Origin of the sequence: Serinicoccus chungangensis, from assembly GCF_006337125.1 — a bacterium.
GTDB classification, from domain to species: domain Bacteria; phylum Actinomycetota; class Actinomycetes; order Actinomycetales; family Dermatophilaceae; genus Ornithinicoccus; species Ornithinicoccus chungangensis.
This window is the reverse complement of record NZ_CP040887.1, coordinates 3063672-3078191: the sequence shown is the minus strand read 5'-3', so window position 1 is coordinate 3078191 and position 14520 is coordinate 3063672. Positions and strand designations below refer to the sequence as shown.

At 74.4% G+C, this 14520-nt stretch carries 12 protein-coding genes; 7 read left to right on the top strand and 5 right to left on the bottom strand.

Annotated features, from left to right (window positions below; translation table 11 throughout):
* Positions 1–6 precede the first annotated feature (6 nt).
* The 4 genes from FHD63_RS14060 to FHD63_RS14045 all read left to right on the top strand — a co-directional run bounded on the left by FHD63_RS14060 (position 7) and on the right by FHD63_RS14045 (position 5270).
* On the top strand, positions 7–810 hold the full coding sequence (locus FHD63_RS14060) for an IclR family transcriptional regulator (protein ID WP_139722578.1): 804 nt from the start codon (positions 7–9) through the stop codon (positions 808–810).
* A gap of 101 nt (positions 811–911) precedes the next feature.
* A complete protein-coding gene (locus FHD63_RS14055; RefSeq protein WP_139722577.1) occupies positions 912–3509 on the top strand; it encodes a GcvT family protein in 2598 nt (865 codons plus the stop codon).
* 1 nt (position 3510) lies between these two features.
* Entirely contained in the window at positions 3511–4281 is a 771-nt protein-coding gene (locus FHD63_RS14050; RefSeq protein ID WP_139722576.1) for an electron transfer flavoprotein subunit beta/FixA family protein, read from the top strand.
* Complete coding sequence (locus FHD63_RS14045) at positions 4278–5270, top strand: electron transfer flavoprotein subunit alpha/FixB family protein (protein WP_139722575.1); 993 nt, start codon at positions 4278–4280, stop codon at positions 5268–5270. Before FHD63_RS14050 ends, FHD63_RS14045 begins: the two co-directional genes overlap by 4 nt.
* Before the next feature lie 139 nt (positions 5271–5409).
* On the opposite strand, the gene FHD63_RS14040 is transcribed toward FHD63_RS14045, so the two are convergent.
* Complete coding sequence (locus FHD63_RS14040) at positions 5410–6351, bottom strand: aminoglycoside phosphotransferase family protein (RefSeq protein ID WP_158296797.1); 942 nt, start codon at positions 6349–6351, stop codon at positions 5410–5412.
* Positions 6352–6394: 43 nt separating this feature from the next.
* Here FHD63_RS14040 and FHD63_RS14035 point away from each other — a divergent pair, with 43 nt between their 5' ends.
* Complete coding sequence (locus tag FHD63_RS14035) at positions 6395–8260, top strand: cell wall-binding repeat-containing protein (RefSeq protein WP_139722573.1); 1866 nt, start codon at positions 6395–6397, stop codon at positions 8258–8260.
* Between the two features lie 48 nt (positions 8261–8308).
* Here the strand turns inward: FHD63_RS14035 and FHD63_RS14030 are convergent, their stop codons facing one another.
* The 3 genes from FHD63_RS14030 to pdhA are packed head-to-tail and all read right to left on the bottom strand — an operon-like array spanning position 8309 to position 11882.
* Positions 8309–9736, bottom strand: coding sequence for a dihydrolipoamide acetyltransferase family protein (locus FHD63_RS14030; protein ID WP_139722572.1), 1428 nt, complete (start codon positions 9734–9736; stop codon positions 8309–8311).
* Positions 9733–10758 carry an alpha-ketoacid dehydrogenase subunit beta gene (locus FHD63_RS14025; RefSeq protein ID WP_139722571.1) on the bottom strand — a complete coding sequence of 342 codons (1026 nt, stop codon included), beginning with the start codon at positions 10756–10758 and terminating at the stop codon, positions 9733–9735. The genes FHD63_RS14030 and FHD63_RS14025 overlap by 4 nt, the downstream gene beginning before the upstream one ends.
* The gene (gene pdhA / locus FHD63_RS14020; protein ID WP_139722570.1) at positions 10755–11882 is read right to left on the bottom strand and encodes a pyruvate dehydrogenase (acetyl-transferring) E1 component subunit alpha; all 1128 of its coding nucleotides are present in this window, start codon (positions 11880–11882) and stop codon (positions 10755–10757) included. The genes FHD63_RS14025 and pdhA overlap by 4 nt, the downstream gene beginning before the upstream one ends.
* A gap of 107 nt (positions 11883–11989) precedes the next feature.
* Here pdhA and FHD63_RS14015 point away from each other — a divergent pair, with 107 nt between their 5' ends.
* Both FHD63_RS14015 and FHD63_RS14010 read left to right on the top strand, forming a co-directional pair.
* On the top strand, positions 11990–12484 hold the full coding sequence (locus tag FHD63_RS14015) for an Lrp/AsnC family transcriptional regulator (protein WP_139722569.1): 495 nt from the start codon (positions 11990–11992) through the stop codon (positions 12482–12484).
* Between the two features lie 6 nt (positions 12485–12490).
* The gene (locus FHD63_RS14010) at positions 12491–13756 is read left to right on the top strand and encodes a cation:proton antiporter (protein ID WP_139722568.1); all 1266 of its coding nucleotides are present in this window, start codon (positions 12491–12493) and stop codon (positions 13754–13756) included.
* 21 nt (positions 13757–13777) lie between these two features.
* On the opposite strand, the gene leuE is transcribed toward FHD63_RS14010, so the two are convergent.
* Positions 13778–14428, bottom strand: coding sequence for a leucine efflux protein LeuE (leuE, locus tag FHD63_RS14005; protein ID WP_139722567.1), 651 nt, complete (start codon positions 14426–14428; stop codon positions 13778–13780).
* Positions 14429–14520 lie beyond the last annotated feature (92 nt).

Sequence of the window (14520 nt, the reverse complement as noted above, 5' to 3'; positions counted from 1 at the left end):
TGCGGCATGCGCAACGAGAACGACGCCTCGTCCCCGTCCTCGGCCGGTGAGGCCCGCAGCCAGGGGGCCGTCCAGTCCGTCGACCGGGCCCTCACCATCCTGGAGATCCTGGCCCGGGGTGAGGCCGGCGTCGGGGAGATCGCCGCCCAGCTGGGGGTCCACAAGTCGACCGCGAGCCGGCTCGTCGCGGCCCTCGCCGCCCACGACCTCGTGGAGCAGCCGACCGAGCGCGGCCGCGTCCGGCTGGGGGTCGGCATCCTGCGCCTCGCCGGGGCGACCAGCGCCCGCCTGGACCTCGTGCAGGAGGCGCGTCCGGTCTGCCGCCTGCTGGCCTCCCAGACCAACGAGACGGTCAACCTCGCCGTGCTCGGCGACCGCTCGGCGCTCTACATCGACCAGGTCATCGGACCCTCGACGATCACGTCCTACAACTGGGTCGGCCAGCACATCCCGCTGCACGCCACCTCCAACGGCCGGGTCCTCGTCAGCGAGCTGTCCCCGACCGAGCGCCGGGCCACCTGGGGCGAGCTCACGGCCTACACCGACGCGACCGTGACCGACCCCCGCCGGCTCGAGGACCTGGTCGCCGAGGTCGTCGCCCACGGGTATGCCGTCGCCCGCGACGAGCTGGACGTCGGGCTGACCGCGGTGGCGGCGCCGGTGCGCAACGCGCACGGGGAGGTGTGCGCCTCGGTGAGCGTCTCCGGGCCGAGCTTCCGGATCGACCAGGCCCGCGTCGACCAGATCGTGCCGCTGCTGCTGCAGGCGGCGGGGGACGTCTCGGCCCGGCTGGGCTGGCACGCCGCCTGAGCGCCCGGTCCGCGCGGACCCTTGACACCCTCAGCACCCGGGATGAGACTGGTTGCGTGATACGCGCGTAGTTGCGCGATACGCACCAGAGAAGGGCGACCATGAGCACCTCATCCCTCCCCGACCGCTGCCAGGTCCTCGTCATCGGGGCCGGCATCGTCGGCAACTCGCTGGTCCACCACCTCGCCGAGCTGGGCTGGACCGACATCGTGCAGATCGACAAGGGGCCGCTGCCCAACCCCGGGGGGTCCACCGGCCACGCCTCCAACTTCATCTTCCCGGTCGACCACAGCCGGGAGATCACCGACCTGACGCTGGACTCGATGCGGCAGTACGACGAGATGGGCGTGCTCACCACCTCCGGGGGCATCGAGGTCGCGCGCACCGAGGAGCGGATGGAGGAGCTGCGGCGGCGGATGTCCTCGGCCAAGGCCTGGGGGATCGAGGCCCGGATGGTGACGCCTCAGGAGGTCGCCGAGATGGTGCCCTTCCTCGACCCGGACGTCATCGTCGGCGGCTTCTACACGCCGAGCGTGGGCGTGGTCGACTCGTTGCGGGCCGGCACGATCATGCGGGAGAACGCCCAGGCCAAGGGCGTGCTCACCACCGTCGCCAACGTCGAGGTGACCGGGATGACCGTCACCGAGGGCCGGATCAGCGCGGTCCAGACCGACAAGGGCGACATCGAGGCCCCCGTCGTGGTCATCGCCTGCGGCGTCTGGAGCCCGCGGCTGGCCCGGATGGCCGGCGCGCACATCCCGCTGACCCCGGCCGTGCACCAGATGATCTCGGTCGGCCCCTGCGAGCAGCTCGCGGAGCGGCCGGGGGAGATCAGCTTCCCGATCATCCGCGACATGGACACCTTCTGCTACGAGCGTCAGCACGGCTCGGACATGGAGGTCGGCTCCTACGCCCACCGCGCGATCCTGCACGAGCCGGACGAGATCCCCTCGATCGCGCAGGCGAAGCTCTCGCCGACCGAGATGCCGTTCACCGAGGACGACTTCGACCCGCAGCTCGAGCAGGCTCTGGAGCTCATGCCCGAGCTGCTCGGCGACGAGCGCGCCGAGATCCGCTACGCCATCAACGGCCTGCTCTCGCTCACCCCGGACGGCGCCCCGGTGCTCGGCGAGACGCCCGAGGTCAAGGGCCTGTGGAGCTGCGCGGCGGTGTGGATCAAGGAGGGCCCGGGCGTCGGCCGCGCGGTCGCCGAGTGGATGACCCACGGCAACCCGGAGATCGACCTCGGGCACAGCGACATCGCCCGCTTCTACCCCCACCAGCGCACCCGCGCGCACGTCCGCGCCCGCACCAGCGAGGCGTTCAACAAGACCTACGGCATCGTCCACCCCTCCGAGCAGTGGCAGAGCTCCCGGCCCATCCGGCTCTCGCCGATGCACGCCAGCCAGCGCGAGCTCGGCGCGGTGTTCTACGAGGCCGCCGGGTGGGAGCGCCCGCAGTGGTACGCCTCCAACGAGCCGCTGCTCGAGGAGTTCGGCGACGCCGTCATGCCGCGCGAGCACGAGTGGGACGCCCGCTGGTGGAGCCCGATCATCAACGCCGAGCACCTGGCCCTGCGGGCCCGCGGCGGCATCGTCGACCTCACCGCGTTCGCGATCTTCGACGTCGTCGGCCCGGCCGCGCTGGAGGGCGTCCAGCGGATCGTCGTCGCCCAGGCCGACGTGGCGATCGGGCGGGTGGTCTACACCCCGGTGCTCGACGAGACCGGCGGCTTCCGCTCCGACCTCACGGTGATGCGGCTCGGGCACGACCACTTCCGGGTCGTCACCGGCGGCGCCCACGGCATGGTGGACAAGAAGTGGTTCGCCGACCACCTGCCCGAGGGGGCCTCAGTCGTCGACCTGACCTCGGCATACTCCACGATCGGGGTATGGGGTCCGCGCGCCGGTGAGGTGCTCGGTGCGCTCACCGACGACGACCTGTCCCCCGAGGCCTTCCGCTTCGGCACCTGCCGGCTCATCGAGGTGGGCGACCTGTCGGTGCTGGCCTCGCGCATCTCCTACGTCGGCGAGTTCGGCTGGGAGCTCTACGTGCCCATCGAGACCGGCGCGCAGCTGTGGGAGCGGCTCGTCGAGACCGGGCGCGAGCACGGGGTCGTCCCCGTCGGCATCGGGGTCTACACCGCCACCGGGCGGATCGAGAAGGGCTACCGCGCCTACGGCGCCGAGCTGGACGCCGAGCGCACCCTCTCCGAGACCGGCATGGAGCGGCCCAAGGTCAAGGACGCCGACTTCATCGGCAAGGAGGCGGTGCTCGCGCAGGCCGGGCAGCCGCCGAAGGCGGTGCTCTGCGCGCTCACGGTCGACGACCACACCTCCGAGAGCGGGGTCAAGCGCTACATGCTCGGCGGCGAGCCCGTCCTCGACCGCGACGGCGGGCCCCTGACCGACGGCCACGGGCACCACCCCTACGTCACCTCCGCGGCCTCCGCGCCGAGCCTCGGCAAGCACGTGCTCATGGCGTTCCTGCCGCCCGAGCAGGCCGTCCTCGGCACGGGTCTCACGGTGTCCTACATGGAGGAGCTCTACCCGGTGACCGTCGCCAGCGTGGACGCGACCCCGCTGCTCGACCCGGACAACCTGCGCGTCAAGGGACGGTATGCCGAGTTCGAGCAGCCCGCCGCCGACGCCTCCGACTCCCAGCCCGCGGCAGCGGCCGAGCCGGTGGGGGTGGCCTGAGATGACCGACGTCCTGGTCTGCGTCAAGCGGGTGCCCGACACCTCCGGCGAGGTCGTCCTCACGGCCGACGGGAGCGGTGTCGACGGGCGCTACGCCGGCTACACCATGAGCAGCCACGAGGAGTGCGCCGTCGAGATCGCGGTCACCGTCGCCGCCGACACCGGCGGCTCGGTCACCGTCCTCACCCTCGGCGACGACGACAGCGTCGAGCAGCTGCGCGCCGCGCTCGCCGTCGGGGCGGACGAGGCGGTGCGGATCGACGCGGCGGCCGAGGACTACGGGCCGGCCGACGTCGCGGCCGCCATCGCCGAGGTCGTCCGTGCCCGCGAGAGCGAGGGGCGGCCGTTCGACCTCGTGCTCGTGGGCAACGACGCCGCGGACACCGGCGACCACCAGGTCGGGATCCGGCTGGCGCACCTGCTGGACCGGCCCGTGGTGGCCGGTGCGCAGGAGGTCGCCGTCTCCGGCGACCGGCTGGACGTGCGCTCGAGCGTGTCCGGCCCGACGGAGGTCTTCGACGTCCCGCTGCCGGCGGTGCTCACGGTGTGGGAGGGCGGGGTCGACCCGCGCTACCCCAACATCAGCGGCCGGATGCGGGCCAAGAAGGCGCGCGTCGAGGTGCTCGAGCCCTCCGGCGCGCCGCAGGGCAGCGGGCGCCTGGGGCTGCGGGTGCTGCCGCCGCCGGCGAGCAACGTCGAGGTGCTCGGCGAGGGGAAGGCCGCCGCGCCGCGGCTGGTCGACGTGCTGAGAGAGCTGGGAGTCGTGCGATGAGCGTGCTGGTCGTGGTGGAGCCGGAGGACCTGGACGACGCGGGCGCCGGGCTGTCGGTGGTGTCCCAGGAGGTCCTCACCTTCGCCCGGTCGCTCCCGGGGGAGGACGTCGACGCCGTGCTGGTGGGCCTGCCCTGCGCCGGCGCGCCGCCGGAGGCGGTGCTCGCGCACTGCCGCGAGCAGGGGGTGCGGACGCTGCACGTCACCCCGGAGCCCCGTCTCGACCGGTATGCCGCCCGCGCCTGGGCGCGGGTCGTCGAGGCCGCCGCCGAGGCGGGGGGAGCGGCATACCTCGTCGCGGGCGGGACCGCGCGCGGCAACGAGGTGCTGGCGCACGTCGCCGCGGCCCGCGGCGTGCCGATGCCCTGCAACGTCGTCGCGGTCGTGCAGTCCGAGCCGCTCGAGGTGGAGCGGCAGGTCGTCGGCGGGGCCGTGCTGGAGCGGGTCGCGCTGGCGGCCGAGAGAGGTCTCGCGGTCGCCTCGGTGGCCGGGCACGCCGTCGCGCCGGAGCCGGCGCCCAGCCCGGGTCCGGCTCACGTCGAGGCGGTCGCGGTCGAGCTGAGCGAGGCCGACCTCGCCGCGCAGGTGGTGCGGGTGGAGGCCAAGGAGGGCGGCGACGCCTCCGCGCTGACCGGCGCCCACGTCGTCGTCGGCGCCGGTCGCGGGGTGGGCGGAGCCGACCAGTTCGACGACGTCGAGGCCCTCGCGGCCCGGCTCGGCGGTGCGGTGGGCGTCTCTCGTGTCGTCACCAGCCTCGGCTGGCGGCCGCACCACGAGCAGGTCGGGCAGACCGGCAGCAGGATCGCGCCGGACCTCTACCTCGCGTGCGGGATCAGCGGCGCCATCCAGCACTGGGCCGGCTGCAGCTCGTCGAAGACGATCATCGCGATCAACACCGACGGAGAGGCCCCGATGGTGACGAAGGCGAGGTATGCCGTCATCGGCGACATGCACGAGGTCATCCCGGCCGTCCTGGAGGAGCTCTCCTAGCCCTTCTTCCTCTGCACCGGACGCGCGGCAGGGCCGCACCGGACGCGCGTCGGGGTCGCACCGGACGCGCGTCGGGGTCGCACCGGACGCGCGTCGGGGTCGCACCGGACGCGCGACAGGGCCGCAGGTCGACGTGGACCTACCGCGCGTGCGGTGCGAGGAGGTCGGCCGTGCTCAGCCAGCGCTCGCCGTCGTCGACGTAGCCCAGGCGGTGCAGCCACACCCCCGTCGTCACCCGCTCCACGAAGGCCCAGGCGTCGACCCGGTCCGGCTCCAGCCCGAGCCGCCGGCTCACCGAGGCGACGTGGCGGCGGTGCCACTCCCGCGCGGCCGCCGGCCCGTCGGCGCCGGAGATCTGCTCCAGCTCGACCATGAGGTCGCGGAGCGCAACGCCCACGTCGTAGTCGCGCTCGCAGAGGAAGCCGTCGGGGTCGATGAAGGCATACCCCCCGCCGGGGCGCTGGAGCACGTTGAGGCTGTGCGCGTCGCCGTGCACCACCACCCGGTCCGGGTGCGGGTGCTCGACCAGCTCGCGGGCCAGCGCGGCCGCCCGGTCGAAGGCCGCGGTGTGCGGGTGCACCCACCCGCCGTCGGCCACCTCCGTCTCCACGATCGCGAGCAGCTGGCTGGCCTTCTCGCCCGGCTGCTCGTCCTGCGCGACCTCGAGCGGCAGCTCCCAGGCCTGCTCCAGCAGGCCGACGAGGACCTCGACCTGGGCCAGGCCGTCCGTGGTGGTCCGGGCGAGGGAGGGCCCCAGCCGCTCGAGGAGGGCCGCCCCGAGGTCCGGCTCGTGGTCGAGCACCCGGCAGTAGCCCCGCCCTGCCGCCGCCCGCATGACCCGCACCTGCTGGCCCAGGTCGGTGCCCGCGTCGTCGAACTTCACCGCGGCCGGCTCGTCGCCCCGCCGGACCTCGAGCACCGGGAGGCCGACCCCGTCGGTGTGGGCGCGCTCGACGACCAGGTCCCACCGCCGCACCGTCCGGGCCAGGACCTCCGGGAACCGCTCCAGCAGCGTGGCAGCCCACTCCTGGTCGGCCCACGGGCGGGCCCGCGCCACCGCCACCACCTCCGACTGCTCCACGCGGGCGATCGTGCCAGATCCGCCCGACCGTAGACTCGCCGGCGTGTTCCGCAGACCCCTCCCTCGGCACGGGCGCGCAGGTGGCGCCCTCCGCGCCGGCGTCGCCGCCCTGCTCGGGGGCGTCCTGGCCCTCACCGCGCTGCCCGCGACCGCGCTCACCGGTGACGAGGACGACCTGGGGGCCCGGGCGCTGCGGGACGAGGGCTGGAGCGAGCCGTCCCTGGAGCTCGCCGACCTGACGCAGGGCGCACCCGTCCACCCGATGACGCCGCCGCTGAGCGCCGTGACCCGGATGTACCCCTCCTACTACGCCGACGGCTGCCACGTCGGGCGCCGGGGCACGGAGGTGGCCCCCGGCTGCGTCTACGGCGACCCCGACGGCGACGTCGAGGTGGCCGTCCTCGGGTCCTCGAAGGTGGGGCAGTACTTCCCGGCCCTGGAGGAGATCGCGCTGCGCGAGGGCTGGCGGCTGCGGATGTACACCAAGCTCGCCTGCTCCTTCGTCGACGAGCCGGAGCCGGCCTACCCGGAGTGCGACGCCTACAAGGCCTCCCTCCGCGACCACCTGGAGGGCCACCGGCCCGACCTCGTCATCACCGGGGGGATGCGGCGCGAGGTCCCGGAGGGCTACACGCGCTCCTGGACCTGGTTGCGCGACGAGCTCGGGGTGGAGCAGGTCGTGGGGCTGTGGGACTCGCCCGTCCCCAACGACGGCAACCCCTCGGCCTGCGTCGCCGAGGCCCTGGCCGACGGCGCCGACCTGAGGTCCTGCGCCGTGTCGCTGCCGGAGGAGCGCAGCGGCAACCCGTCGATGCGCGAGGCGGCCGACCGGGTGCCGGGCGCGATGTTCGTCGACCTGCGCGACTGGGTCTGCCCGACGACCTACCTCAGCCCACGGTGCGCCGCCGTCGTCGGCCGCGCCCAGCTCTACGGCAGCGGCTCCCACCTCGTCCCGTCCTACACCGCCACCCTCACCGACCCGTTGCACCAGCGCCTGCACGAGGCCGGGGTGGCGGCATACCGCCCCTCCGTCGACCGGGTGGGCGGCGCGGACCGGTATGCCACCGCCGCCCTGCTCACCCGCGACGTCGAGCCCGGTGGCCGGGTCTTCCTCACCAGCGGGCGCGACTTCCCGGACGCCCTGGCCGCGGCGGCCAAGGCCGGGGCGGGCGGCGAAGCGGTGCTGCTCACCGGCGGTCCCGCGCTGCCGGCCGCGACCCGTGAGGCCTTGGTGCGGCTGGCGCCGAGCGAGGTCGTCGTGGTGGGCGGCGAGGACGCCGTGCCCGGTGCCGTGCTGGAGCAGGTCGCCGAGCTGGCCCCGGTGGAGCGGGTGTCGGGCCGTGACCGCCACGCGACCGCGGCGGCGCTCGCCCTCGTGGAGCCGGTGCAGGAGCGGGGCATCGTCGTCGTGGCCACCGGCGCCGACTTCCCGGACGCGCTCGCGGCCGCGGGCCGGGCCGGTCAGCAGGGCGCCCCGATCCTCCTGGTGCGCGAGACGGAGATCCCCGAGACGACGGCCGCGGCCCTGCGGCAGCTCGACCCGGCGCACATCGTGGTCGTCGGGGGAGAGGGGGCCGTGGCGAGCTCGGTCGAGGAGGACCTGGAGGCCCTGGGCAGCAGCGTGCAGCGGATCGGCGGGGCGGACCGCTACGCCACGGCCGCCCTGCTCGCCGGGAGCGGCGCCGAGGTGCTGCACGTCGGGTCCGGGGTGTCCTTCGCGGACGCCCTCGCGGCCGGGCCGGTCGCCGCGGCCAGCGGCGGATCGGTGCTGCTGACGGCTCCCGACCGGGTCCCCACCGCGACGCGCGAGGCGCTGGAGCGGATCGGGCCCGAGCGGGTCGTGCTCACCGGCGGCGCCGGCGCGGTCGGCGAGGACGTCCGGCGGACGCTGCTGCGGCTGACCTCCTGAGGGTCGCGTCGGCAGGCGGCACCGCACCCGACGGCGTCGGGCGCCGGCTCAGAGGTCGGCGAGCAGGGCGGCCGGCTGCTCGACGCAGTCGGCGACGAACCGCAGGAAGCCGCCCGCCGTGCCGCCGTCGCACACCCGGTGGTCGAAGGTGAAGGACAGCTGGGTGACCTTGCGGACCTTGACCTTGCCCCGGTGCGCCCACGGCTTGTCGACGATGCGCCCCACGCCCAGCATCGCGGCCTCGGGGTGGTTGATGATCGGCGTCGAGCCGTCCACCCCGAAGACGCCGTAGTTGTTCAGCGTGAAGGTGCCGCCGGTCAGCTCGGCCGGGGAGACCTTGCCGTCCCGCGCCTTGAGGGTGAGCTCGCGCAGCGCGGCGGCCAGCTCGGTCGTCGTCATCGCGTGCGCGTCGTGCACGACCGGCACGACCAGGCCCCGCGGGCTCTGCGCGGCGAAGCCGAGGTGCACCGCGCCGTGGTGGACGATCTGCCCGGCCTCGGTGTCGACCGAGGAGTTGAGCGCGGGGTAGGCCGCCAGCCCGGCCACGGTGATCCGGGCCAGGAGCGGCAGCACCCCGATGCCGGCGTCGGGCCGGGCGGCCCGGAGGGCGTCCTTGGCCTTCATGAGCCGGGTCGCGTCGACGTCGACCCAGGTCGTGGCGTCGGGGATCTCGCGCCGCGAGGTGGAGAGCCGCTCGACCATGAGCCGCTGAACGCCCTGGATCGGGATGCGCGTGTCGCCCTCGTCGGGACGGCCCGCGCCCCGCGCGCCCACCGGTGCTGCGGCGCGGTCCGAGCCGGAGTCCGGGTGGTCGGTCCGGGCGGAGAGGTATGCCTCCAGGTCGGCCCGGCGGACGACCCCGGTCGGGCCGGGGGTCACCGTGGTCAGGTCGACGCCGTGCTCGTGGGCCAGCCGGCGGACCAGGGGGGAGATGACCCGCACCGCGCGGCCACCGTCGGCGGCGCCCGCCGGGGCTCGTCCGCCACCGTCCGCGACCACCGGCGGGGTGGAGGGGGCGGTGGGGGTCGCGCTCGTCGAGCGGCGGCGACGGCGTGATCCGCCGGTGCGCCGGGCCGGGCCGTCGCCGGCGCCGTAGCCGATGAGCGGTCGCTCCGGCTGGTCGTCGCCCTCGCCGCCCGGGGCCGTGCCGCCGGAGGGGCGGGCACCGGCCTGCTCCTCCTCGCGGTACTGCTCACCGCCGGCGCCGGTCGCGCCCGACGGGTCGCCCTCGGACCCGCCCGGCTCGCCGATGGTGATGAGCGGCTCGCCGACGGGCAGCACCTGACCCGCCTCGGCGTGCACCCGGGCGACGGTGCCGGCATACGGGCAGGGCACGGACACGGCGGCCTTGGCGGTCTCGACGGTGACGACCTCCTGGTCGACGCCGACCTCGTCGCCGGCGGCGACGTGCCACTCGACGATCTCGGCCTCCGTCAGCCCTTCGCCGAGGTCGGGCAGCCGGAAGACCTGCGTCATGCCGACACCTCCTGCTCGTCGGGGGCGTGCGTGAGATCGGGCTCGTCGTCCCACTGCAGGCGGGCGATGGTGTCCAGGACGCGGTCGATCCCGGGCAGGTGGGTGTGCTCCAGCTTGGGGGGCGGGTAGGGGATGTCCAGCCCGGTGACCCGCAGGACGGGCGCGGCCAGGCTGTGGAAGCAGCGCTCCTGCACCCGGGCGGCGATCTCGGCGCCCATGCCGGCGAAGCCTTGCGCCTCGGCGAGCACGACGGCCCGGCCGGTCCGGCGCACCGACGCCTCGACCGTCGCGTCGTCGAAGGGCACGAGCGAGCGCAGGTCCACGACCTCGACGTCCCAGTCCTCCTCCGCCGCAGCGACCTCGGCCGCCTTGAGCGCGGCGGCGACCTGGGGGCCGTAGGTGATGAGCGTGACGTCGGCGCCCTCGCGGCGCACCACCGCCTGGCCGATGGGCTCGGTGCGGGTGGGCAGCTCGATCTCGGCCTTGGCGTAGTACTGGCTCTTGGGCTCCATGAAGACCACCGGGTCGTCGGAGGCGATGGACTCGCGCAGCAACGAGTAGGCGTCGGCCGGCGTCGTCGGGGTGACGACGTGCAGCCCCGGCGTGTGCACGTAGTAGCCCTCGGACGAGTCGCAGTGGTGCTCGACGCCCCCGATGCCCCCGGCGTAGGGGATGCGGATGGTGATGGGCATCGGCAGCGCCCCGCGGGTGCGGTTGCGCATCTTGGCGATGTGCGACACCACCTGCTCGAAGGCGGGGTAGCCGAAGGCGTCGAACTGCATCTCGACGACCGGGCGGAAGCCCTGCATCGCCAGGCCGACCGCGAAGCCGGCGATCCCGGCCTCGGCCAGCGGTGTGTCGACGCAGCGGTCCTCGCCGAAGTCGCGGGTCAGGCCGTCGGTGATACGGAAGACGCCGCCCAGCGCGCCGACGTCCTCGCCGAGGACGAGCACGTCCGGGTCCTCGGTGAGCGCGTCGCGCAGGGCCGTGTTGAGCGCCTTGGCGTAGGTGGTCGGGCTCATCGCGCGCTCTCCATCTCCTGCTGGGTGACGTGGCTGTCCAGCTCGCTGCGGACCATCTCGCGCTGCTCGAGCAGCTGCGGCGTCGGCCGGGCGTAGACGTGGTCGAAGAGCTCGAGCGGCTCGACCGTCGGCTCGGCGTTCATCCGGGTCCGCAGGTCGGCGGCCAGGGCGTCGGCCTCGTCGCGGACCTCCTGGATGCGGGCGTCGTCGAGGTGCCCCTGCTCCACGAGGTAGGCCTGGAGCCGGACGATCGGGTCCTGCCCGGTCCACCGGTCGACCTCGTCGGCGGTGCGGTAGCGGGTGGCGTCGTCGGCGTTGGTGTGCGCCTCCATGCGGTAGGTGTGCGCCTCGACCAGCACCGGGCCGTGCCCGGACCGGGCGTGCGCGTAGGCCTGCCGCATGACCGCCAGCATCGCGGCGGGGTCGTTGCCGTCCACCTGCTCGCTGCGCACGCCGTAGCCGACGCCCTTGTAGGCCAGGGACGGGGCCTTGGTCTGCTTGGCGAGCGGCACGGAGATCGCGTACTTGTTGTTCTGCACGAGGAAGACCGCCGGTGCCTCGAAGACCGCGGCGAAGTTGAGGCCCTCGTGGAAGTCCCCCTCGCTGGTCGCGCCGTCCCCGATGAGGCACAGCGCGATGCCGTCGGTGCCGCGGCGGGTCAGCCCGTGCGCCGCGCCGGCGGCGTGGACCGCCTGGGTGGCCAGCGGGGTGCACTGGGGGGCGGTGCGGGTGGCCCGCGGGTCGTAGCCGCAGTGCCAGTCGCCGCGCAGCAGGGTGAGCACCTCGACGGGGTCGATGCCGTGGGTGACCAGCGCCATCGAGTCGCGGTAGGTCGGGAACAGCCAGTCCTGCTCGGTCAGCGCCAGCACCGGCGCGACCTGGCAGGCGTCCTGCCCGCGCGAGCTGGGATAGACCGCCAGGCGCCCCTGCTTGGTCAGGGCGGTCGCCTGGGCGTCGAAGCGGCGGCCGACGACCATGGCGCGCCACACGGCGAGCAGCTCCTCGGGCGCGGGCATGACGTAGCCCCGGGCGTGGGCCTGCTCGCCCGGGTCGACGGCGGTGCCGTCGGCGGCGAGCAGCTGCACCGGGGCGGGGCAGGGGAGCAGTTCGGTGATGTCACTCATCGTCGAGTCCTCGGTCCTCACGTAGACGTCTGAGGGTCATCGTGCCGCGTCGGCACACACTGTGACGACATCTCGCGCAGATCCTGGACGGCTGGCAGGATGTGGTCATGGCAGAGGGTCGTTCGTCCGAAAGCAGTCCGGTCCTCCGACCCGGGACCGGACAGGTTGCCGCAGCCCTCGACGAGACCGACCACGCCATCGTCGCCGAGCTGCGGCGCGACGGCCGGCTCTCGGTCCGCGCCCTCGCCGAGCGGGTGCACATCAGCCGGGCGACGGCATACTCCCGGCTCGAGCGGCTGCACCGCGAGAAGGTCATCACGGGGTATGCCGCCCGCGTCGACGCCGACAAGCTTGGCCTGGCGACCGCGGCCTACGTGTCGGTCTCGATCGAGCAGGGGGCGTGGCGCGAGGTGCTGGACGCGCTCGAGACGCTGCCCGGGGTGGAGAAGGTCGCGCTGGTGGGGGCGGAATTCGACATGCTCGTGGAGGTGCGGGCTCGGGACAACCACGAGCTGCGGGACGTCGTCCTGGGCCGGATCCAGGGCGTCCCCGGGGTGCGGGCCACCCGCACCTGGCTGGTGTTCGACGAGTGGGAGCGCTGAGGCGAGATGACCGACATCCTCGTGGTGGCCCTGGCGGTGCTGGCGTTCAGCGTGCTGGCCGGCCGGCTCGGCGGCACCCCCGTCACCATGCCGATGATCTTCACCACGGCCGGGATCCTGCTCGGGCCCGCGCTGCTCGACGTGATGCGCCTCGACCCCCGGGACGAGCTGGTCAGCGTGCTGGCGGAGGCGACCCTCGTCGTCGTCCTCTTCACCGACGCCTCCCGGCTCGACCTGAGGACGGTGGTCCGCGAGCACAGCATGGCGCTGCGGCTGCTCCTCGTCGGGCTGCCGGCCGCGGTGCTCGTCGGCACCGGTGCCGGCTGGCTGCTGCTGCCCGGGATGCCGCTCGTCGCGCTGGCGGTCCTGGCCGCCACCCTGGCCCCCACCGACGCGGCCCTCGGCCAGTCCTTCGTCGAGAGCCCCTCGGTGCCGAGCCGCATCCGCCAGACGCTCAACGTCGAGAGCGGGCTCAACGACGGGCTCGCGGTGCCGTTCGTCGTCATCCTCATCGACGTGGCCCTGGACCGGACCGGGTCACTGGGCGACTACGCGGTGCTCCTCGCGCAGATCGTCGGTCTCGGCTTCCTCGTCGGCGGGCTGAGCGGCTGGCTCGGCGGCCGTCTGCTCGGCTGGGCGCACGACCGGTCGTGGACCACCGCGGCCTCGTTGCGGCTGGGGGTGGTCGCCGTGGCCGGAGTCGCCTACTCCGCGGCGGAGGTCCTCGGCGGCAACGGCTTCGTGGCCTCCTTCGTCGCCGGAGCCGTCGTCGGGGCCACGGCGCGGCCGGTGCTGGAGCACACGACGACCTTCGCCCGGTCCGAGGGGCAGCTGCTGGCGCTGCTGACCTTCCTGCTCTTCGGGGTGGCCATCGTCGGGGACATCCTCGCCGACCTGGAGTGGCGCTACGTGGTCTACGCCCTGGCCAGCCTGCTGGTCGTCCGCATGCTGGCCACGGGGCTGGCGCTGCTCGGCAGCGGGGTGAGCGCGGCGACGGTGCTCTACGTCGGGTGGGCCGGGCCACGCGGCCTGGCCTCGATCGTCTACGCGGTCCTCGTCGTCACCACCGCCGGGCTGCCGAGGGGGGAGGAGATCTTCGTCGTCGCCGGGTGGACGATCCTGCTCAGCGTCTACCTCCACGGGCTGAGCGCGGCCTGGGTCAGCCGTCGTTACGGCGCGAGCGTCGAGCGGGCCTCCGGTGACCGACCGGAGCACCGGCACACCAGCCACCTGCCGCTGCGGCTGCCGCGCGCGCACCGGCACCCGTCGTGAGCGCCTGGGAGTCCGGCGGGCTCAGAGCGACGTGGCGGCGAGTTTGACGCCGAAGCCGACGAAGACCGCGCCGACGGCGCCGGTCAGCCCGCCGGCGGTGCGCCGGTGCCGGCGGAAGCCGCGGGCCAGGGCGGTCCCCGCGAGGATGAGCGCGCCGAGGTAGAGCATGCTCAGCACCTGCATCGTGGTCGCCAGCACGAGGAAGTCGCCGAGCGGCCGGGGGGAGTCGGGGCGGAGGAACTGCACGAAGAACGCGACGAAGAAGAGGATCGCCTTGGGGTTGAGCAGGCTGAGCACGAGCGCGGTCGTGAAGGAGCCGCCGCGGCGCGTGGGGGCGGCCTCCGGCTCGGCCTCGGCCCGGGTGGGGCGCCGGAGCGCGGCCAGCCCGGCGCGCACGAGGCGCAGCCCGATCCAGGCGAGGTAGGCGGCGCCGAGGTACTTCACCACGCTGAAGACGACGGGGTTGCCCCGCAGCAGCGAGGCGGCGCCCAGGAAGGTGAGACCCATGAGCACCGAGTCGCCGACGAAGACGCCGAGCGCGGCCGCCCAGCCGCGGCGGACCCCGCGGCGGGCCGCCTCGGAGAGCACGAACATCGAGTTCGGTCCGGGCAGCAGGACGATGAGGAGGGCGGCGACGAAGAACGTCCCGTAGTCAGGGATCCCCAGGAGCACCGGACCAGGGTAGGGCCGCGGTGGCCCTCCGGGGAAGTCGCGCGTCGGCCGTTGTCCCCGCGCTGCGCGCGCCGGCCGTCGCGGCCGTGGGC

What these genes read in the sequence shown, in the direction of transcription:
- FHD63_RS14055 (WP_139722577.1), top strand. Translation starts at nt 912, where the DNA reads ATGAGCACCTCATCCCTCCCCGACCGCTGCCAGGTCCTCGTCATCGGG.
- FHD63_RS14030 (WP_139722572.1), bottom strand. Translation starts at nt 9,736, where the DNA reads ATGACGCAGGTCTTCCGGCTGCCCGACCTCGGCGAAGGGCTGACGGAG.
- FHD63_RS14045 (WP_139722575.1), top strand. Translation starts at nt 4,278, where the DNA reads ATGAGCGTGCTGGTCGTGGTGGAGCCGGAGGACCTGGACGACGCGGGC.
- FHD63_RS14025 (WP_139722571.1), bottom strand. Translation starts at nt 10,758, where the DNA reads ATGAGCCCGACCACCTACGCCAAGGCGCTCAACACGGCCCTGCGCGAC.
- FHD63_RS14050 (WP_139722576.1), top strand. Translation starts at nt 3,511, where the DNA reads ATGACCGACGTCCTGGTCTGCGTCAAGCGGGTGCCCGACACCTCCGGC.
- pdhA (WP_139722570.1), bottom strand. Translation starts at nt 11,882, where the DNA reads ATGAGTGACATCACCGAACTGCTCCCCTGCCCCGCCCCGGTGCAGCTG.
- FHD63_RS14010 (WP_139722568.1), top strand. Translation starts at nt 12,491, where the DNA reads ATGACCGACATCCTCGTGGTGGCCCTGGCGGTGCTGGCGTTCAGCGTG.
- FHD63_RS14015 (WP_139722569.1), top strand. Translation starts at nt 11,990, where the DNA reads ATGGCAGAGGGTCGTTCGTCCGAAAGCAGTCCGGTCCTCCGACCCGGG.
- FHD63_RS14060 (WP_139722578.1), top strand. Translation starts at nt 7, where the DNA reads ATGCGCAACGAGAACGACGCCTCGTCCCCGTCCTCGGCCGGTGAGGCC.